18 protein-coding genes are annotated in these 19254 nt (G+C 49.8%); all 18 read left to right on the forward strand.

All coding sequences use genetic code 11. The features are described 5' to 3' along the window. Window positions 1-7: 7 nt before the first annotated feature. The 18 genes from resB (at window position 8) to KNO70_RS05625 (ending at window position 19228) form a co-directional block, all read left to right on the forward strand. Window positions 8-1552, forward strand: coding sequence for a cytochrome c biogenesis protein ResB (gene resB, locus KNO70_RS05540; protein ID WP_214757370.1), 1545 nt, complete (start codon window positions 8-10; stop codon window positions 1550-1552). Then, entirely contained in the window at window positions 1552-2736 is a 1185-nt protein-coding gene (ccsB, locus tag KNO70_RS05545) for a c-type cytochrome biogenesis protein CcsB (protein ID WP_031423441.1), read from the forward strand. Before resB ends, ccsB begins: the two co-directional genes overlap by 1 nt. A gap of 160 nt (window positions 2737-2896) precedes the next feature. Further along, on the forward strand, window positions 2897-3613 hold the full coding sequence (locus tag KNO70_RS05550; protein WP_012726490.1) for a response regulator transcription factor: 717 nt from the start codon (window positions 2897-2899) through the stop codon (window positions 3611-3613). Then, window positions 3610-5319 (forward strand): HAMP domain-containing sensor histidine kinase, encoded by a 1710-nt coding sequence (locus KNO70_RS05555; protein WP_214811419.1) that lies wholly within the window; start codon window positions 3610-3612, stop codon window positions 5317-5319. The genes KNO70_RS05550 and KNO70_RS05555 overlap by 4 nt, the downstream gene beginning before the upstream one ends. 49 nt (window positions 5320-5368) lie before the next feature. Then, complete coding sequence (locus KNO70_RS05560; RefSeq protein WP_214684091.1) at window positions 5369-5920, forward strand: cob(I)yrinic acid a,c-diamide adenosyltransferase; 552 nt, start codon at window positions 5369-5371, stop codon at window positions 5918-5920. A gap of 7 nt (window positions 5921-5927) precedes the next feature. Further along, entirely contained in the window at window positions 5928-7166 is a 1239-nt protein-coding gene (gene yfmF, locus KNO70_RS05565) for an EF-P 5-aminopentanol modification-associated protein YfmF (protein ID WP_078147049.1), read from the forward strand. Continuing rightward, the gene (gene yfmH, locus KNO70_RS05570) at window positions 7163-8422 is read left to right on the forward strand and encodes an EF-P 5-aminopentanol modification-associated protein YfmH (RefSeq protein WP_078147048.1); all 1260 of its coding nucleotides are present in this window, start codon (window positions 7163-7165) and stop codon (window positions 8420-8422) included. Before yfmF ends, yfmH begins: the two co-directional genes overlap by 4 nt. Further along, complete coding sequence (gene ymfI, locus KNO70_RS05575) at window positions 8419-9114, forward strand: elongation factor P 5-aminopentanone reductase (protein WP_214811422.1); 696 nt, start codon at window positions 8419-8421, stop codon at window positions 9112-9114. Before yfmH ends, ymfI begins: the two co-directional genes overlap by 4 nt. Window positions 9115-9207: 93 nt before the next feature. After that, the gene (locus tag KNO70_RS05580; protein WP_012726484.1) at window positions 9208-9984 is read left to right on the forward strand and encodes a YmfK family protein; all 777 of its coding nucleotides are present in this window, start codon (window positions 9208-9210) and stop codon (window positions 9982-9984) included. 27 nt (window positions 9985-10011) lie between these two features. Then, window positions 10012-10884 carry a helix-turn-helix domain-containing protein gene (locus tag KNO70_RS05585; protein ID WP_078147046.1) on the forward strand — a complete coding sequence of 291 codons (873 nt, stop codon included), beginning with the start codon at window positions 10012-10014 and terminating at the stop codon, window positions 10882-10884. A gap of 32 nt (window positions 10885-10916) precedes the next feature. Beyond that, window positions 10917-11495, forward strand: coding sequence for a CDP-diacylglycerol--glycerol-3-phosphate 3-phosphatidyltransferase (gene pgsA / locus KNO70_RS05590; protein WP_074036832.1), 579 nt, complete (start codon window positions 10917-10919; stop codon window positions 11493-11495). A 62-nt stretch (window positions 11496-11557) separates the two neighbouring features. Further along, entirely contained in the window at window positions 11558-12784 is a 1227-nt protein-coding gene (locus KNO70_RS05595) for a competence/damage-inducible protein A (RefSeq protein WP_214730600.1), read from the forward strand. A gap of 76 nt (window positions 12785-12860) precedes the next feature. Next, window positions 12861-13910: a recombinase RecA gene (gene recA / locus KNO70_RS05600; protein ID WP_214811436.1), complete on the forward strand. Its 1050-nt coding sequence runs from the start codon at window positions 12861-12863 to the stop codon at window positions 13908-13910. A gap of 187 nt (window positions 13911-14097) precedes the next feature. Next, on the forward strand, window positions 14098-15660 hold the full coding sequence (gene rny, locus KNO70_RS05605; RefSeq protein WP_370150090.1) for a ribonuclease Y: 1563 nt from the start codon (window positions 14098-14100) through the stop codon (window positions 15658-15660). A 48-nt stretch (window positions 15661-15708) separates the two neighbouring features. After that, entirely contained in the window at window positions 15709-16503 is a 795-nt protein-coding gene (locus KNO70_RS05610) for a TIGR00282 family metallophosphoesterase (RefSeq protein ID WP_214730606.1), read from the forward strand. 26 nt (window positions 16504-16529) lie between these two features. Then, the gene (locus tag KNO70_RS05615) at window positions 16530-16790 is read left to right on the forward strand and encodes a stage V sporulation protein S (protein ID WP_012726477.1); all 261 of its coding nucleotides are present in this window, start codon (window positions 16530-16532) and stop codon (window positions 16788-16790) included. A gap of 166 nt (window positions 16791-16956) precedes the next feature. Next, window positions 16957-18033: an L-threonine 3-dehydrogenase gene (gene tdh / locus KNO70_RS05620; protein WP_214730607.1), complete on the forward strand. Its 1077-nt coding sequence runs from the start codon at window positions 16957-16959 to the stop codon at window positions 18031-18033. Window positions 18034-18046: 13 nt separating this feature from the next. Then, window positions 18047-19228: a glycine C-acetyltransferase gene (locus KNO70_RS05625; protein WP_078147042.1), complete on the forward strand. Its 1182-nt coding sequence runs from the start codon at window positions 18047-18049 to the stop codon at window positions 19226-19228. Window positions 19229-19254 lie beyond the last annotated feature (26 nt).

Genomic DNA, 19254 nt, shown 5'->3' on the forward strand with positions numbered 1-19254 from the left:
CGCACAGATGCTAGATATGAAATACGAAGGCGCTGATTTACGGTCGAAGCGTCGTCCGAAATCGATCATTGACCGTGTGTGGAACTTCTTTGCATCGGTCAAAGTGGGGTTGTGGTTAATTGCATTGATTATTGTCGGTTCGGCAATCGGAACAATCTTTCCTCAAGAGATGTACATCCCACAACAATTACCGCCTGAGCAATATTATATGGAGGAGTATGGAACACCGGGTTCTATTTATTACGCCCTCGGATTCCATAACCTATACACATCGTGGTGGTACATCGGTCTAATTGTCATGTTGACGCTCTCACTCGTCGTCGTGTCGATTGACCGTGGGGTTCCGCTCTATAAGGCGCTTAAAAAACAACCGGTCAGACGGACAGAACGTTTTATGAAGGGGCAACGTCTCTTCGGACAAGGTGATGGGACGGAGGCTCAAATTGACGAGATCGCAGTCGCACTTAAAAAGAAACGATATACCGTCAAACGGGACGGCGATGCTCTGTTAGCAGAGAAACACCGGTTTGGTCGTTGGGGTCCGTACGTCAACCACCTCGGACTTGTCATCTTCTTCCTAGGGGCGATGCTGCGAGTGTTCCCTGCATTCCATACGGATACGCTCGAATGGGTGCGTGAAGGCGAAACGGTGTCGCTAGAGGCGACTGACGGCGAGTACTACTTACGGAACGACCAGTTCATTCTTGAATTGTACGACCCTGAGAACAATGAAGAGGACGCGAAGTTTGCGGCCGCCATTGAAAAAGCAGGAGCCGTTCCGAAAAATTATGAGACAGAGTTGACGTTATTCAAAAAGACGGGAACGAACGAGGACGGATCGCCGCAACTCGAACAAGTCGATGTCGGTTCGACGAAAGTCAACCACCCGTTTAAGTTCGATAAATTTGAAGTGTATCAGGAACAATATTCAAGTCGTCCAGAGTTCTTATCGATGTCGTTCATGTTGGCAGATAAAGAAACCGGCGACGAATATGGTCCGTTCAAAGTTGATTTGGAGAATCCGGAGAAGTCTTATGAGCTCGATGGGGTCACCGTCACGTTAAAAGATTTGTATCCAGACTTTGAAGTGAAAGATGGACAACCGAATACGAAATCACCACGTGCACTGAATCCGGCCTTCTTCTTCAACGTTGAATCACCTGAAGGAGAAACGGAGTCGAATTTGATCGGCATTCGTCTGAATGTCGCTGATGAAGAGAACCGCTACGATGTCCAGTTTGCAGGTACAGAGATGGCGAGCACGAGTGGTTTACGTGTGAAGAGTGACTCCACCTATCCGATTTTGATCGTCGGTGCCACGATCTTTATGATCGGTATTGCGATGGGCATGTACTGGCCACACCGTCGCGTTTGGATCCGTCGTCATGAAGAGGGCGTGCTTGTCGCCGGTTTTACGAATAAAAACCCGTCCTCGCTCCGTCGTGAAGTGTCGCCGCTATTAGAACAAACTGGCTTACCGATGTGGGAAGACCAGGCGAGATTCACAGAGAAGTCGGAGAACGAGTCAACAGATGAAAGAGGGGAATCTTGATGGAATGGATTGAATGGAGCAGCCGAATGCTGTTTATCGCGTTCTTCCTGTACGCAATCTCGACGGTTCTCTTTACGATTGCCGTCAGTGGTATGCGTAAAGATCGAAACGTCAACCGTGTTGCCTATGGGAAATACGCCTTTATCTTGGCAATCATCGGCTTTGTCGCTCAAATGACATATTTCTTTATGCGCTGGGCAGGTGTCGGCTATGCGCCGGTATCAAACTTGTACGAATATACGACGTTCTTCGGTATGATGATGGTACTTGGGTTCCTCGTCGTATATGGAATTTATAAAAATGATGTACTCGGCTTGTTCGCGATGCCGGTGGCGTTACTCGTCATCGCCTTCGCCTCAATGTTCTCGAGTGAGGTCGCACCGCTCATCCCGGCACTCAACAGTGTATGGCTGAAAATTCACGTTACGACGGCTGCGCTCGGACAAGGGATTTTGGCAATCAGTTTTGCATCGGGCCTCATTTTCTTATTGAACGAAACATCGATGAAAGAACAGTCTAAGTCACGGACGTGGCTCGAAGTGACGATGTTTGTCCTCATGTGCACGCTCGGCTTCATCATCGTCTCGATGTTATTCAAGGGGATTGGTGCCGGAGGTGTCGTCGAGTTCACGAACGACCGCGGTCAAGCAGAGACGTATGAATATTTCATGCCGATCTTGTTCGTCCCAGAAGGGGCACAACTCGTGTCTGGCGCGAGTGGCTTGTCACTCGAACTCCCGAACTGGATCAATACACTCAAGTTGAACACGCTCATCTGGTCGGTCATCGGCGGAATTGTGATTTACGTGTTGCTCCGTTTTGTCATCTTGCGCAAACGTGTCGCTGAAGCGCTTCAACCCCTTGCGAAAAAAGTCGACCTCGACCTCGCTGATGAAATCAGCTATCGCTCGGTCGCGATTGGATTACCGGTCTTTATCCTGGGTGGTCTGATCTTTGCGATGATTTGGGCACAGATTGCCTGGAACCGTTTCTGGGGATGGGACCCGAAAGAAGTTTGGGCCCTCATCACGATGTTGATCTATATCTATTACTTGCATATGCGCATTCAGCGTGGCTGGACAGGAACGAAAGCGGCCTGGTTATGTGTCGGTGGATTTGCCATCATCATGTTCAACCTCGTCTTCGTCAACCTGGTCATCGCCGGTCTGCATTCATATGCCTGACGTAAAAGAAGTCACAATTGTGACTTCTTTTTCATTTGGTCCATCAAATCATCGTTGTGAAGCGAAATAATAGAGTGGTATAGTTATGGCAGAGAGTGGAATGTTCACAATTGTGCAACATTCGCTACAACTCGTAATGGGTCTTAGGAGGGTTTTAGGTATGGCTGAGAAAACGAAGATTTTAGTAGTCGACGACGAGGAGAGAATTCGCCGACTTTTGAAAATGTACTTAGAACGTGAACAGTATGTGATTGAAGAAGCGGTCAATGGCGAAGAGGCGCTCGCGCTTGCCCTTGAAAACGAATACGACGTGATCTTGCTTGATTTGATGATGCCAAAGATGGATGGGGTTGAAGTATGTACAGAACTCAGGAAGACGAAAGCGACTCCGGTCATCATGCTCACGGCGAAAGGTGAAGAAATCGACCGTGTCCAAGGGTTCGAAGTCGGGGCGGATGATTATATCGTCAAGCCGTTCAGTCCGCGTGAAGTCGTGCTCCGCGTCAAAGCATTGCTTCGCCGCTCTGGTTCGACGAAGTTCATGCACACGAGTGAGAAGTCGAAGGATTTGATCGTCTTCCCACATCTGACAATCGATAATGATGCACACCGCGTCACGGTGGACGGCGAGGAAATCGCCCTCACACCAAAAGAATATGAGTTATTGTTCTTCCTCGCAAAACAGGTGGATAAAGTCTTTTCACGAGAGCAGTTGTTAAAAGAAGTATGGAACTACGAATTTTTCGGAGACCTTCGGACCGTCGATACGCATGTGAAACGTCTTCGTGAGAAATTGAATCGTGTCTCACCGGACGCGGCGCATATGATCACGACCGTATGGGGTGTCGGGTACAAGTTCGAAGCTGCCAGTGAATGATGATTCGTCGAAACAGCATCGTCACGAAACTGTGGCTGACGATTCTCGTTTTGGTCAGTGTCATCTTATTCATCGTCTCGGTGTTGATGCTTGAATTTTTTAATTCCTTTCATATCGACCAGGAACGAGGCCATCTTGCCAAGCTCGGTGGACAGGTCCAATCGGTTTTGTTGAATGAAGGTGACACGTCCCAGACGATTGATCAAATCATCGAAGTGTACGGGGCTAACTATATCTTAGAGAACGGGACGACCCGATCGAATTTTGGGAATCAAGTGGATGGCTTGATGGTAGAACTTGAACGACAGGATTGGGAAACTTATCAGGCGGTCGGTGAGACGGCCATCGGGAATTTCTCATCTTTTGACGACCAGGCCGCGCTAGCGTATCGGACGACCTTCTCCTTATCGACAGGACAGTATACGCTCTACCTGCTCGAACCGCTCGATGCGATCTCGAGTGCGAACGCGGGAGCACGGACCATCATTCTTTGGACCGTCGCTTCGGCCATCATCGTCACGACCGTCTTCGCTTTCTTCTTGTCGACACGAATCACGGCACCGCTCCGAGCGATGCGGGATGCAGTCAATAAGACGGGAGAGGGGCAATTTGATTTACGTTTGGAGACGAAGACAAGGGATGAGATTGGCGAACTCGCTGCTTCTTTCAACGCAATGAGCAGTCAGCTTTCGAAATATGTGAATGCCCTTGACCGGGAACGGCTGCAACTTGCGTCGATTCTTCGTTCGATGGCAGACGGTGTCATCACACTCGATCGTCATGCAAACGTGATTGTCACGAACCCGCAAGCGAGTCCATTACTTCAAGATGGGCAACCACATGAAGTCGTATTGTCTCTTTATGAGGAAGTGATGGAGGGGACGTCTGAAAAGACGATCGAAGTGAAACAGGATGAGCGATACTATACACTGACAGTCACACCACTCGTCGGAGAAGACGATTTCGAGGGTGCTGTCGTTGTTATCCGGGATACGTCAGAAAGTCATCGACTCGATAAGATGCGGACCGATTTTGTGGCGAACATTAGCCATGAACTCCGGACACCGCTCGTGACGCTTCAAGGGTATTCAGAGGCAATCATCGATGGCATCACTGAGAGTGACGATGCGACGAAAGAGTTCGCCTCTATCATCTACGATGAATCGCTCCGCTTGGCAAGACTCGTCAATGATTTGTTGGATTTGGCACGCATCGAATCGGGTAAAGAGACGATGCATTTCACTTCGTTTGATATCGGTGATTTCTTGCCCCGAGTCATGCGAAAGTTCAATCAGATGGCATCTGAAAAAGAGATTCGTTTACAGACCGACGCCCCGCACCGTCTCATCGAGGCGGATGGCGATCGTCTCGAGCAAGTGTTCACCAACTTGATTGGCAATGCTATCGCGCATACCGATTCTGGAGAAATTCGGATTGAGGCCACAGAAGAGACGGACGGGCTACGGATTCAGTTGACGGATACAGGTCACGGAATTCCTAAAGAGGATTTGCCGTTCGTATTCGAGCGATTCTATAAAGCCGATAAAGCCCGGACCAGTGGTTCGAAGACAGGGACAGGCATCGGACTCGCGATCGTGAAGAATGTGGTCGATGCCCATCACGGAAAAGTGAGCGTATCGAGTACACTCGGGGTCGGAACCACCTTCGAGATTTACTTACCATTTGAACAACCACACAACTCGTAATGGTGACTCGCTTGAGTCACCATTTGTGGCATTTTAAGGGGGGAGTCGAATGAAACGTTATACACGAACGGGCGACAAGGGTGAAACATCATTAATCGGTAGTCGTGTCGAGAAATCCCATCCTCAGATTGAAGCGATGGGTCATCTCGATGAGTTGAATAGTCAGATTGGACTCGCCATCGCGCATCAAGAGGATGAGACGCTCCGAATACAGCTGACGAAGATTCAGCACGACTTGTTCGACCTCGGATCGGAGCTGATGTATGCTGAGGCACCGCCAAAAATGGTCGATTTGTCGATCGTGACGGAACTAGAACGATGGATGGATGAGTGGGAGGAGTCCTGTCCGGAACTTGTGCGCTTCATCCTTCCTGGCGGCAGCGTTGCCGCAGCTAGCTTACATGTGGCTCGTACCGTTTGTCGACGGGTCGAGCGTGACTTAGCGGCTCTCGGAGTCGCCGACCGGCAATTGCCTTACTTTAACCGCTTGAGTGATTATTTATTTACGGTTGCCCGTTACGCGAACGTCGTGGCAGGGGTGCCGGATCAAGAATATGCGCGCGGCGCTGCCGTGTTTCAACCAAAACGAAAAAAGGAGTGATCGGCAGATGAAAGGTATCGTTCAGTTCCAACATCAATTGCACTACTCGGTCTATCCGACCAAGAAATTTAAAACGACGACTTGTCTCGTGTCATTCGCCGCTCCATTATCGGCGGAGACGGTCGCAGATCGGGCATTGCTCCCGTTCATCATGGAGAAATCGACGGCGACGTATCCGTCCATTGAGTTATTTCACACACCGCTAGAGGAGTTGTATGACACAAACTTATATGCTGGTGCATCTAAGATCGGAAAGGAGCACGTCATCCAATTCCAACTCGAAGTCGTCAACGATCATCTTGTCGGAGAAGACGTATTGAGTCAGGCAATCGAGTTACTCGAAGACGTTCTCCTCCGTCCGAACGCATACGATGGGGCGTTTCAGCCACTCATCGTCGAGCAGGAACGTCGATTGCAACGTCAGCGTATCGAATCGGTCTATGATGACAAAATGCGTTTCGCCCAACAGCGTCTACAAGAAATGCTCGGAGGAGAGCTTGCGATTCCGTCACTCGGTACGCTTGAGCAACTCGACCATGTCACACCAAAATCATTGTATGCGGCATATCAATCGATGATTCAACATGACCGTGTGGACATCTATGTTGTCGGGGATGTCAATCGTGAGCAAGTCGAACAGGCTTTCAATCCATTGGAATCCCTTGGGACACGTCGACCACGCCTGTTACCAGAAGCGAGTCGAGGAGAGTTCAAGCGTTTGGAAGAACACCAAGACATTAAACAAAGCAAGCTCCATCTCGCTTATTCACTCAATGTCGACCCAAGAACGGAAGCGGCGATTCGTATGCAAGTCGTGAATGGACTGTTCGGTGGATTCCCTCACTCGAAACTGTTCATGAACGTGCGTGAAAAAGAGAGCCTGGCGTACTATGCCGCCTCACAATATAGTTCCCTCAGTCGGAAGTTGTTCGTCTATGCCGGCATCGATGCGTCGAACCAGCAAAAAACCGAACAGATCATCGAAGAGCAATTGAACGCTTTACAAGCGGGCGAGTTTGAGGATGAGACGTTGCAACAGACGAAAGAGTTGTTGTTCCATCAACGTCGACAACTTGGAGACAGTCCACGTCAATTGATTGCTTGGATGAGTGGAGCAGACGTTCGTCCGTTCTCGTTAGACGAAGAGATGGCAATCATTGAAAACACGACACGAGATCATGTCGTCGCGCTTGCGAAAGAAATGGAACTCGAAGCGGTTTATTGCTTGAAAGGAGGAGAAGCATGAAATTAGACTTTCCTAACGTCGGAGAGACGTTACATCATCACGTTCTCGACAATGGCCTCTCCGTTTACTTGTTGAAAAAGACTGGATATGAAAAAACATTCGCGACGTTCACGACTAAATATGGATCGATTGATCGACGCTTCAAACTAGAAGACTGGATCGAGGTTCCCGATGGTATCGCACATTTCTTAGAACATAAGATGTTCGAGAAAGAAGATGGTGACGTCTTCCAACAATTCGGTCGTCAAGGAGCGTCAGCGAACGCTTTCACTTCCTTCACACGGACGGCTTATTTGTTCGGTGCCACGTCCAAGATCTCGGAAAACGTACAGACGCTGCTCGATTTCGTCCAGACCCCTTATTTCACGAAAGAGTCGGTCGAGAAAGAGAAAGGAATCATTGGTCAAGAAATTCAAATGTACCAAGACAATCCGGGGTGGCGTTTGTATTTTGGTTTAATTGAGGCGATGTACGAGACACATCCCGTCAAGATTGATATCGCAGGTACGATCGAATCGATTTCAAAGATCACGGCGGAAGACTTGTACACCTGTCATCAAGCGTTCTATCATCCGAGCAACATGGCATTGTTCGTCGTCGGGAATATCGAACCGGATGAGATGCTTGCCTTGATTCGAGATAATCAAGCAGCTAAATCTTTTGAAACGCCACGATTGAGTGCTCGCGAGACAGTAGATGAGCCGACCACGGTTCGTCTGTCAGAACGGGTCATCGAGATGGACGTCTCTGTACCGAAAGTCATGATTGGGTATAAGGACATACCGCAAGCTGGGGAAGCGGGTCTGAAGCAAGAATTGACAGTAGAACTACTCATGCATGCGCTCTTCGACACGACAGCACCTCTTTATACAGAACTTTATGCTGAAGGATTGATTGACGATGCCTTCTCGTTTGACTATACGTCAGAGGAGACGTTCGCTTTTGCCGCCTTGTCGATGGAGACGTCGGAAGTGGACGCGTTTGTCAGCCGTGTGACGGAGGCGTTAGAACGTCCACTTCAGTTGAGTCAAGAGACGCTCGACCGGAAGAAACGCATGATGCAAGGACAGTTCTTGAAAGCATTGAACTCACCTGAGTTCATCGCCAATCAGTTCTCCCGTTATGCGCTCAATGATGGGAACTTGTTTGAAATCCCGACTTTGATTGATGCCATCACGCTCGATGAACTATACGAAGCATACGAGCGCTTGTTCCGCCGTGAACAACGAACGGTGTGCGTCGTCAAAAAACCATGAAGACATTGATTGTTGGAGCGAGCGGTGCCATCGGACGTGCCGTCTCGCTCGCTTTTCGTGAAGATGAACTGATTTTGCATGCGAACGATGGTCGTGAAAGACTCCGTCATTTGATAGATGAAGAGAATCTTTCGGCAGAAATTCTCCCTTGTGACCTAACAGACCGTGAAGCTGTTGAGTCATGGGTACAGGATATGCCGGATGTCGATCGAATGGTATACGTGGCAGGACATGCGCTCCATGGTCTCGTCGTCGACCAGTCAATGGACGAGCTCGACCGGCTATATGATGTACATGTTCGAGCGATGATCCGACTCATCCAGTCCGTCGTAGCAAGGAAGCCTTACGATCATCACGTGGATATCGTGATCGTCTCAAGTGTATGGGGAGAGGTCGGTGCGGCGGCTGAGGTGTTTTATTCCACCGTCAAAGCGGCACAGCTCGGTTTCGTCAAAGCGTTCGCACGAGAAGCCGGCCCGTTCAATGTTCGAGTCAATGCGGTGACACCGGGGTGGATTGATACGCCAATGAATGATACGGTAAAAGAGTCGAAACAATCCGTGATCGATGACATTCCACTTGGACGTCTCGGTGCGGCAGAGGACGTGGCCAACACGATCCGTTTCTTGTGTTCACCGGACGCCTCGTATATGACGGGCACGGTGATACGCGTCGACGGCGGTTGGCAATGATCCGATCCATGTAAATAAACCTGTTCTTTTCAATTCTTCTAAAATAATTTAAAATAGGCAAGGTAGCGAACTCGCTCGAAAGGATGGTTGGGGATGGAACATAAATTCGAAGAGTGGTATCTCGAATATGAATTGTGTCAGAATCGACCGGGTATCCTCGGAGACATCGCATCTCTCATGGGGATGCTTCAAATCTCCATCGTCACCATCAATGGGGTCGATTTGCAGCGACGGGGAATGTTGCTCAAAGCACCTGCCGCCGATCATGTGCATCGACTCGAGCATATTTTAAAGCGGATGGAAGCTATTGCCGTCATCAAATTGCGCCGTCCGAAGTTACGAGACCGGATTGCAATCCGTCACGGTCGTTATATCGACCATGATAGTGATGACAAAAAAACGTTTCGCTTCGTCCGTGAAGATTTGGGCATTCTCGTCGATTTCGTTGCGGAACTGATGAAGGAAGAACGCCATTTGTTAATCGGTGTTCGTGGAAATCCACGCGTCGGAAAGACGGAGTCCATCGTCGCAGCTAGTGTGTGTGCGAACAAACGATGGTTGTTTCTTTCCTCGACACTGATGAAACAGACCGTTCGGACCTCATTATTTGAAGAGGAACGGGAAGGCGATCACGTATACATAATTGATGGTGCCGTCTCTACCCGAACGATGGATGAACGACATCGCCAGCTCATTCGTGAAGTCATGCGGTTGCCGGCCGTGAAAGTCATCGAACACCCTGACCTGTACGTCCGAAACACCGATTGCGTGTATGAAGACTTTGATTATATTATTGAATTGAGAAACAATCCGGATGAGACGATCATCATCCCACAAGAAACGCATCGTGAGTCAGAATGGTTTGAATAATTATGTGAATGGAAGGTGTGGACCCCTGTGACAGAACTAGGGACTTTTTTGAAACAAAAGCGTGAGGAGAGCGGATTGACGCTCGACCAAATCCAGCAGACGACGAAGATTCAAAAGCGCTATATCATCGCAATCGAGGAAGGTGATTACAAAAATCTCCCTGGCTCTTTTTATGCACGGGCGTTCATTAAGACGTATGCGGAGTCGCTCGGCCTTGATGTGGATGAATTATACGAGACATATGCAAAAGATTTACCGGTCATCGAGGCACAGCCGTCTGTTCAACTCTCTCGGAAGAAAACGTATTCGAAGGCTTCCGAGTCGACAAGTCGGGTCTCGAGATGGGTTCCGAAAGTTCTCCTCGTTCTCACGGTCTTCTTGCTCATCACCGCGATTTATTTCGCAGTGAGAAGCATCGACTTCGGTGGTCAGGATGCAAGTCCTGCCGAACCGCCAAGTTCTGGTGTCACAGTCGACCAGAATGAGGATGTCCCGGCTGATGAACCGGTCGAGGAGGAACCGACTGAAGAGGAGCCGACCGAAGAAGAACCGCCAGCGGAATCTGGTCCGATTGCGGTGAAGGAGTCGAATGGGGCGGACATCACTTATGAACTCGCGACGAACGAGAAACTGTCGACCGAGATTTATGTGAAGGAGTCACCTGCCTCTTACGTGGGTGTTCGTGATACGTCGTTAGAAGGAGCCTTTCTCGCACCGGAGTATCCGAACCAGTCGAAACAGAATCCGATTGTCATTGAAGATGCCGAGACGGACACATTGCGTATTCGAATCGGACTCATCGCAGGCGTTGAGAAAATCGTCGTCAACGGTCGTGAGCTCGAGCTTCAAGAGTCTCCGGTCACACAAAATATTTTTGTAAAGAGAGTCGACGCCGAATAAGTCGACTCTCCTTCTAAGAGGAGGCGTTCTATATGAACCTACCTAACCGATTGACGATGCTACGCGTGGTCTTGATCCCCGTATTCGTCGTCTTACTCGCTGTTGATTTTGATTGGGGAAACATCGCTTTTTTAGGCGCTGATATCCCGATGCACCAATTTATCGCTGGTGTGATTTTTACGATTGCGGCCATTACAGACTGGTTAGACGGACATTTGGCCCGTAAGCATAACTTAGTCACGAACTTTGGTAAATTTATGGACCCGCTCGCAGATAAACTGCTCGTCACGGCGGCCCTTGTGTTGCTCGTTGAGATGGATCTCGTCGCGGCGTGGGTCGTCGTCGTGATTCTATCACGTGAATTTGCGGTTACAGGCTTACGTCTCGTCGCTGCCGATGAAGGGATTGTCGTCGCGGCCGGGAAATCTGGAAAAGCGAAGACGTGGGTGCAGCTTTTTGCCATCATCTTCTTACTGTTCGGTAACCCGATCTTTAGCTATGTCGGGATCCCGTTTGGCGAATGGGCGATGTGGTTGGCACTCGTACTTACAATTTACTCAGGTGCCGAATATTTCGCACAAAACTATAAGATTATTGTGAAGTCGATGTAAGTCGACAGAGACGAGTTGGTTGATCTAGCTCGTCTTTTTTTTGAAGTTGAGGAGGAAATGAGATGAAACGAGCCGAAATCATTGCGGTAGGAAGCGAGTTGCTCTTAGGGGAAATCGTCAATACGAATGCGAGTTACATATCAGAACAACTGTCGAAGTACGGTGTGCCGGTCTTGTATCATCAAGTTGTCGGGGATAACGCGGTACGAATGCGAGAGACGTTTGAAATCGCCCGTCGTCGTTCCGACTTTGTCATCGTCACGGGTGGACTCGGTCCGACGGCGGATGATGTCACAAAGGCGGTCCTTTCCGACTTACTCGAACGTCCGATTGTGCGAGATGAGGAAGCGTATGAGACGATTCAACGTTTCCTCGTGTCACGAAATCGATTGATGAACGATGGGGACGCTCGCCAAGCCGACGTGCTCAGCGGAGCAGACGTATTACCAAATCCGGTCGGGCTTGCCCCGGGCATGTGGATTGCCGGAGATACGACGTGGTTGCTTTTACCGGGTGTGCCACGTGAGATGAAAGCATTGGTCGAGGCGACGTTTCCTAAGAAACTATCAGGAGCGACGCTCGTCTCAGAATCATTACGGTTTTATGAGATTGGAGAATCCGCTCTCGATGATGCCGTGAAGGACTTATTGGATGGTTCGAATCCGACCGTTGCCCCCTACGCCGAGACGGGAGAGGCAAGACTTCGGATCAGTGCCCGTGCGACGGACGAGGTGACCGCGCGTCAGATGATTGAAGAAGTGAAGACTGAAATCCTGAAACGGGTCGGTTCGTACTACTTTGGCTCTGACGATGAGACGATTGCATCACACCTTGTCCAAACATTGTCTAGATTGAATCGAACATTCGCTGTTGCTGAGTCGTTGACCGGCGGTGAGGTACAATCGATGGTTACATCAACACCTGGCGCTTCAGTCGTCTTTCTAGGTGGAGTCGTGACCTATTCGGATGAGCTAAAAAATAGGTATTTAGGGGTCTCGCTTGATACAATTGAACAGCACTCAGTCGTCTCAAAAGAAGTTGCCTATGAGATGGTGGACGGATTGTCAAAGACCACCCATGCCGACTACGCCCTCTCTTTCACGGGAGAGGCAGGACCGACATCGAATTCGGGTCGTCCGATCGGTACGGTCTATATCGGAGTGAAGACACCAAACGGAATAGAAGTCATCGAGCGGACGTATCCCCATCAAGAACGGAATATCATCCGCATGCGAGCCGCGAAGGACGGATTATGGGCCCTCATTCAACGAATCAAAAAAGGCGAATAAATGTTCGTAAAAAACTTGTGTATCGTACAGTGTTCACGTATAATAAGAGTATCAATTAAAGGAGGCTCATTTATCTATGAGTGATCGTAAACAAGCGTTAGAAATGGCATTGCGCCAGATTGAAAAACAATTCGGTAAAGGCTCAATCATGCGCCTTGGTGAAAATACAGACCAACAAGTATCGGTCATCCCTTCAGGGTCAATCGCCCTCGACGTCGCGCTCGGTGCGGGTGGATATCCACGCGGTCGTGTCATCGAAGTATACGGACCAGAATCTTCAGGTAAGACGACGGTTGCCCTTCATGCGATTGCAGAAGTCCAAAAGCGTGGCGGTCAAGCAGCATTCGTTGATGCCGAGCACGCACTCGATCCGAAGTATGCTAAAAATCTTGGGGTCAACATCGATGAGTTGCTCCTTTCACAGCCGGATACTGGGGAGCAAGCGCTCGAAATCGCTGAAGCGCTCGTTCGCTCGGGAGCAGTTGATATCCTCGTCGTCGACTCGGTTGCGGCACTCGTACCGAAAGCCGAAATCGAAGGGGAAATGGGAGACTCGCACGTCGGTCTTCAAGCTCGTTTGATGTCTCAAGCACTTCGTAAGTTGTCTGGTGCGACGAACAAGTCGAAAACGATTGTCATCTTCATCAACCAAATCCGTGAGAAGATTGGGATCATGTTCGGTAACCCGGAAACGACTCCAGGGGGCCGTGCCTTGAAATTCTACTCTTCTGTACGTCTTGAAGTTCGTCGTGCGGAGACGCTCAAACAAGGTCAAGATATGGTCGGGAACCGTACGAAGATCAAGATTGTAAAAAACAAGATTGCACCTCCGTTCAAAACAGCGGAAGTTGATATTATGTATGGTGAGGGGATCTCGCGTGAAGGGGAGCTCATCGATATCGGTGCAGACCTCGACATCGTTCAAAAGAGTGGAGCTTGGTACTCGTTCAATGAAGAACGTCTTGGTCAAGGCCGTGAAAACGCCAAGCAATACATGAAAGAAAATCCAGCAATCGCAGCTGAGGTCGAACAACAGATTCGAGATCACTACGGATTGAATGGAGAAAAAACGGTCACGGTCGAATGCGAAGACGACGAAGTCCTCTCACTTCTCGATGACGAATAAGCACATCGTCTCACTCGAATTCTTTCGAGTGAGATTTTTTTAGTATAATTTTTTTGGCAATTGGTAGTTCTATCCTGTCCGTGCATTGCATTCTCCCTATTAAATAAGTACAATAAAGTTATGCGCGGGCTTGCCCGTGTATCTCACTTATTAAAAAATAAAATAACCTTGCGAAAGGGAGGTGAACATGATGGAATGGCTATACTGGCTTATTCTGATCCTCCTTTTGCCGATAGCTTTTGTTGCAGGTTTTTTTGTGCGTAAATCGATCGCCGAAGCGAAGATTCAAGGTGCCGAGACGGAAGCGACTAAGATTGTAGAGCAAGCAAAACAACAATCGGAAGCGATGCAAAAAGAAGCACGGCTTGAAGTAAAAGAAGAGATGATTCAACTTCGTAATGAGACGGAACAAGAATTGCGTGAACGTCGCGAAGAACAGAAAGTGAAAGAGAATCGCCTCGTTCAAAAAGAAGAGCTTCTTGACCGCAAAGCAGACATGCTCGAGCGGAAAGAGGACTCGCTAGATGAACAGGAACGAGGACTCGAAAAACGCAAGCGTGAAGCAGAAACGCTCGAAAGCAAAGTGGAGGAGTTATACGAAGAGGCACGCCGAGAACTTGTACGCGTTGCATCCCTCTCGAAAGATGAAGCACGTACCATCATCATGGACGAAGCGAAGCAGGAAGCGCTTCACGATGCTGCTCTCCTTCAAAAAGAAATCGAGCAAAAAGCAAAACAAGAAGCGGATAAAAAAGCGAAACACCTCTTATCTCTCACGATGCAACGATATGCTGCTGAACATGTCGCCGAGACGACGGTATCTGTTGTCAACTTACCGAGTGATGAGATGAAGGGTCGCATCATCGGGCGCGAAGGACGCAACATCCGAACGCTCGAAACGTTGACTGGGATTGACCTCATCATCGATGACACACCAGAAGCCGTCATCTTGTCAGGTTTTGACCCAGTTCGTCGTGAAATCGCGAAGATGACGCTTGAAAAACTCGTTCAAGACGGTCGGATTCATCCGGCTCGAATTGAAGAGATGGTAGAGAAGTCTCGCCGTGAAGTGGATGAACGCATTCGTGAATACGGTGAAGAAGCTACGTTTGAAGCCGGCATTCACGGACTCCATCCAGACCTCGTCAAGACGCTCGGTCGCATGCGCTATCGTACGAGTTATGGTCAGAACGTCTTGTCTCACTCGGTTGAGGTGGCACACCTTGCCGGGATGATGGCAGCCGAACTCGGGGAAGACGTCACGCTCGCGAAACGGGCCGGACTCTTACACGATATCGGGAAAGCGATCGACCATGAAGTCGAAGGTAGTCACGTTGAAATCGGTGTAGAACTTGCGACGAAATATAAAGAACATCCGGTCGTCATCAATTCGATTGCTTCCCACCACGGGGACGTCGAGGCGACATCGACGATTGCTGTACTTGTGGCAGCGGCTGATGCCTTGTCAGCAGCGCGTCCTGGAGCTCGTCAAGAGACGCTTGAAAGCTACATCCGTCGTCTTGAGCGACTCGAATCAATCTGTGAGTCGTTCGAAGGTGTCGAGAAATCGTATGCGATTCAAGCAGGACGTGAAGTTCGAATTATCGTTCGCCCTGATGTCGTTGACGATGTCGTCGCCGGTAAGATGGCACGCGATATTTGTAAGCGAATCGAGGATGAACTCGATTATCCTGGACAAATCAAAGTGACGGTCATTCGTGAAACACGTTCCGTCGATTATGCGAAGTAAACGAAGCGGAGAATTTCTCCGCTTTTTCTGTTTGAGGGAGGACTTTATATGAAAATTTTATTTATCGGTGATGTGGTCGGGAAACCCGGTCGTGATATATTGACTAAACAAATCGGACGCTTGAAAGACAAATATAACCCGACGTTCATGCTCGTCAACGGTGAGAACGCGGCAAACGGTCGTGGTCTCACGAAAAAGATTTACCAACAATTTTTAGAGCTCGGCTTTCATGGGGTGACGATGGGAAACCACACGTGGGACAATCGTGATATCTTTGAGTGGATCGACGACGCCGACCGCATCGTCCGTCCGGCCAACTATCCGGGCGGGACACCTGGTGTCGGCATGATGAAATTGAAACAAAACGGGAAGAAACTGGCCGTGATCAACGTCATGGGAAATGTCTTCTTGCCGTCTCTTGACTGTCCGTTCCGTACCGTCGACCGTCTTGTCGAAGAAGTACGGGATGAGGTCGATGCGATCTTTGTGGATGTCCATGCTGAGGCGACAAGCGAGAAGATCGCCATGGGCTATCATCTCGACGGTCGCGCTCAAGCCGTAGTCGGGACGCATACGCACGTACAGACGGCAGATGAACGTGTCTTGCCGAACGGAACAGCGTACATCACCGACGTCGGGATGACCGGTCCACTTGACGGGGTACTCGGCATGGATGCATCCGTTGTTTTAAAAAAATTTATGACACAACTCCCAGTTCGGTTTGAAGTTGCCGAGGGACGGGAACAACTTAATGGAGTTTTCATTACAATCGATGATCAGACGAAACGAGCGACAAAAATCGAACGAATACACCTAGATGATCAGACCGTCTGGTTTGATTGAACAACCTACCCGAGGGGGAAACAAGAATGGACGTACTCAAAGTTTCGGCAAAATCGAACCCTAACTCCGTTGCGGGTGCTTTAGCGGGTGTGCTACGTGAAAAAGGAACGTGTGAGATACAGGCGATCGGGGCAGGTGCACTGAATCAGTCCATCAAAGCCGTCGCGATTGCCCGAGGCTTCGTCGCGCCTAGCGGTCTCGATTTGATTTGCATTCCGGCCTTTACCGATATTATGATTGACGGAGAGGAACGTACTGCCATCAAGCTCATCATTGAGCCACGATGAGCGGTCGGGACATAGGTCCTATTCTTGTGAAGAGGAGCCATCGGCGCGGATGGCTCCTCTTTTTTTGTGTTAATCGGACGTTCTATCTTCTCAGTTTCGTCATTTTATGACAAGATGATAAAGAACGTATCGTTCGATCATGAGAAACAAGAGGGGGACGTTTTCAATGGAACAACTTGTGTCAACCAAAGAGACGGAATCAACGACACCAGTAATGAAAGCGATTCAAAAACACACGGCCGGGTTTGGGGCAAAACTGGTCGACGTACCAGTTCCGACACCAGGACCTGGAGAAGTACTCATTCAAGTTAAAGCGACATCGATTTGCGGGACCGATGTCCATATCTATGAATGGGATGAATGGTCACAAAGTCGCGTCAAACCACCGTACGTATTCGGTCATGAGTTTTCGGGGGAGGTCGTTGCGCTCGGCGAAGGGACGAAACGGATCAAAGTCGGACAGGCGGTGTCTGCTGAAACACATATCGTCTGTCATCAATGTAAGCAATGTTTGCGCGGTCAGTACCACATCTGTAAAAACACAAAAATCATCGGGGTGGACACGCAAGGATGTTTCGCAGAATATGTCGTCATGCCTGAAGAGAATCTATGGGTGAACCCGGAGTCGATGCCAGCGAAACTCGCTTCGATTCAAGAACCACTCGGGAATGCTGTCCATACGGTGTTGGCGAGTGACGTGTCAGCCAAATCGGTCGCCATCGTCGGTTGTGGCCCAATCGGACTCATGGCGGTCGGTGTCGCCAAAGCAGCAGGGGCGAGTCGTGTCTATGCGATTGACGTCAATCCATATCGTTTAAAACTCGCCGAAGCGATGGGGGCAGATGTCGTCATCAACAGTTTAGAAGAGAATTCGCTCGAGTTGATTGAGCGTGAGACCGACGGAGACGGAATCGATGTCGTCTGTGAGATGAGCGGACACCCGATTGCCATCGATCAAGCGTTTAAGATGGTCACGGCAGGTGGGGACGTCAACGTCTTGTCACTTCCGGCTCGTCCGGTCGCCATCGACCTCACACGGGACGTCGTCTTTAAAGGGGTCCGCGTCCAAGGAATCACGGGCCGCAAGATGTATGAAACGTGGAGTCAAGTCTCGACGATGCTTGCGACGGGTCAGTTGGACGTCGAACCGATCATCACACACGTCTTCAAGCTCGAAGAGTTCGAAAAAGGGTTCGAACTCATGCGGGCAGGGAAATGTGGAAAGGTCGTCTTAATACCTTAAAGGGGGAAACAACATGGCATTTGAACATATTACAGAAGCAATCAATGAGATGAAAGAACAAGGGACGTTCCGTAAGCTCGTCCCGCTCGAATCGGCACAAGGGAATGAAGTGACAATCGATGGGAAGTCACTCGTTCAGCTGTCATCAAACAACTATCTCGGACTCGCGAATCACCCGCGTCTGAAGCAGGCGGCGATTGAAGCGGTCGAACATTACGGTGCAGGAACGGGATCAGTCCGTACGATTGCCGGGACGTTCGAGATGCACGAAGCGTTCGAGCGTGAACTCGCGGAGTTCAAACATACGGAGGCCTCACTCGTCTTCCAATCAGGATTCGCGACGAACCTCGGAGTATTGTCTGCACTTCTTGGACCGGAGGATGTCGTCATCAGTGACGCCCTCAACCATGCGTCAATCATCGATGGGATTCGCCTCACGAAAGCGGCTCGACGTATCTATAAACACGTCGACCTCGAAGACTTGGAGAAGGCGTTGAAAGAGACGCAGGACTATCGCACACGTCTCGTCGTGACGGACGGCGTCTTCTCGATGGACGGGAACATCGCACCGCTTCCGGCCATCGTCGAACTCGCAGAGAAGTATGACGCTGCGGTCATGGTCGATGATGCGCATGCATCCGGCGTCCTCGGGAAGAACGGACGTGGAACGGTCAACCACTTCGGATTGGACGGTCGCGTCGCGCTACAGGTCGGGACGCTCTCAAAAGCAATCGGTGTCTTAGGTGGCTATGTCGCCTGTTCACAAGATATTCGGGATTACTTGATCCACAAAGGTCGCCCGTTCCTCTTCTCGACATCACATCCACCGGCAGTCGTGGCGGCGAACCGTGAAGCGATCCGTGTGATGAAAGAGGAAGAAGAGCTGTTCGACAAGCTATGGGCGAACACGGAGTTCTTCAAGAACGGTCTACGTGACCTCGGTTTCGATATCGGACATGCGACGACACCGATCACACCGGTCATGCTCGGCGAAGAGACGCTTGCGCATTCATTCTCAGACAAGTTGAAGGAACATGGCGTATTCGCACAGAGTATCGCATTCCCGACGGTCGAGCGTGGGAAAGCACGCATCCGGACCATCGTCACAGCGGAGCATACACGAGACGACCTCGAACGGGCACTCGAAGCGTTCAAGACGGTCGCGGAAGAGTTAAATGTGACATTACACGCATAAACGAGGACTGCAGACAATCTGTCTGC

Source organism: Exiguobacterium sp. s181 (genome assembly GCF_018617125.1).
Classification (GTDB): Bacteria; Bacillota; Bacilli; order Exiguobacteriales; family Exiguobacteriaceae; genus Exiguobacterium; species Exiguobacterium profundum.

Excerpts from the sequence above, each read along its gene's own strand:
- resB (WP_214757370.1), top strand. The coding sequence starts at position 8 with ATGCTAGATATGAAATACGAAGGCGCTGATTTACGGTCGAAGCGTCGT.
- ccsB (WP_031423441.1), top strand. The coding sequence starts at position 1,552 with ATGGAATGGATTGAATGGAGCAGCCGAATGCTGTTTATCGCGTTCTTC.
- KNO70_RS05550 (WP_012726490.1), top strand. The coding sequence starts at position 2,897 with ATGGCTGAGAAAACGAAGATTTTAGTAGTCGACGACGAGGAGAGAATT.
- KNO70_RS05555 (WP_214811419.1), top strand. The coding sequence starts at position 3,610 with ATGATGATTCGTCGAAACAGCATCGTCACGAAACTGTGGCTGACGATT.
- KNO70_RS05560 (WP_214684091.1), top strand. The coding sequence starts at position 5,369 with ATGAAACGTTATACACGAACGGGCGACAAGGGTGAAACATCATTAATC.
- yfmF (WP_078147049.1), top strand. The coding sequence starts at position 5,928 with ATGAAAGGTATCGTTCAGTTCCAACATCAATTGCACTACTCGGTCTAT.
- yfmH (WP_078147048.1), top strand. The coding sequence starts at position 7,163 with ATGAAATTAGACTTTCCTAACGTCGGAGAGACGTTACATCATCACGTT.
- ymfI (WP_214811422.1), top strand. The coding sequence starts at position 8,419 with ATGAAGACATTGATTGTTGGAGCGAGCGGTGCCATCGGACGTGCCGTC.
- KNO70_RS05580 (WP_012726484.1), top strand. The coding sequence starts at position 9,208 with ATGGAACATAAATTCGAAGAGTGGTATCTCGAATATGAATTGTGTCAG.
- pgsA (WP_074036832.1), top strand. The coding sequence starts at position 10,917 with ATGAACCTACCTAACCGATTGACGATGCTACGCGTGGTCTTGATCCCC.
- KNO70_RS05595 (WP_214730600.1), top strand. The coding sequence starts at position 11,558 with ATGAAACGAGCCGAAATCATTGCGGTAGGAAGCGAGTTGCTCTTAGGG.
- recA (WP_214811436.1), top strand. The coding sequence starts at position 12,861 with ATGAGTGATCGTAAACAAGCGTTAGAAATGGCATTGCGCCAGATTGAA.
- rny (WP_370150090.1), top strand. The coding sequence starts at position 14,098 with ATGATGGAATGGCTATACTGGCTTATTCTGATCCTCCTTTTGCCGATA.
- KNO70_RS05610 (WP_214730606.1), top strand. The coding sequence starts at position 15,709 with ATGAAAATTTTATTTATCGGTGATGTGGTCGGGAAACCCGGTCGTGAT.
- KNO70_RS05615 (WP_012726477.1), top strand. The coding sequence starts at position 16,530 with ATGGACGTACTCAAAGTTTCGGCAAAATCGAACCCTAACTCCGTTGCG.
- tdh (WP_214730607.1), top strand. The coding sequence starts at position 16,957 with ATGGAACAACTTGTGTCAACCAAAGAGACGGAATCAACGACACCAGTA.
- KNO70_RS05625 (WP_078147042.1), top strand. The coding sequence starts at position 18,047 with ATGGCATTTGAACATATTACAGAAGCAATCAATGAGATGAAAGAACAA.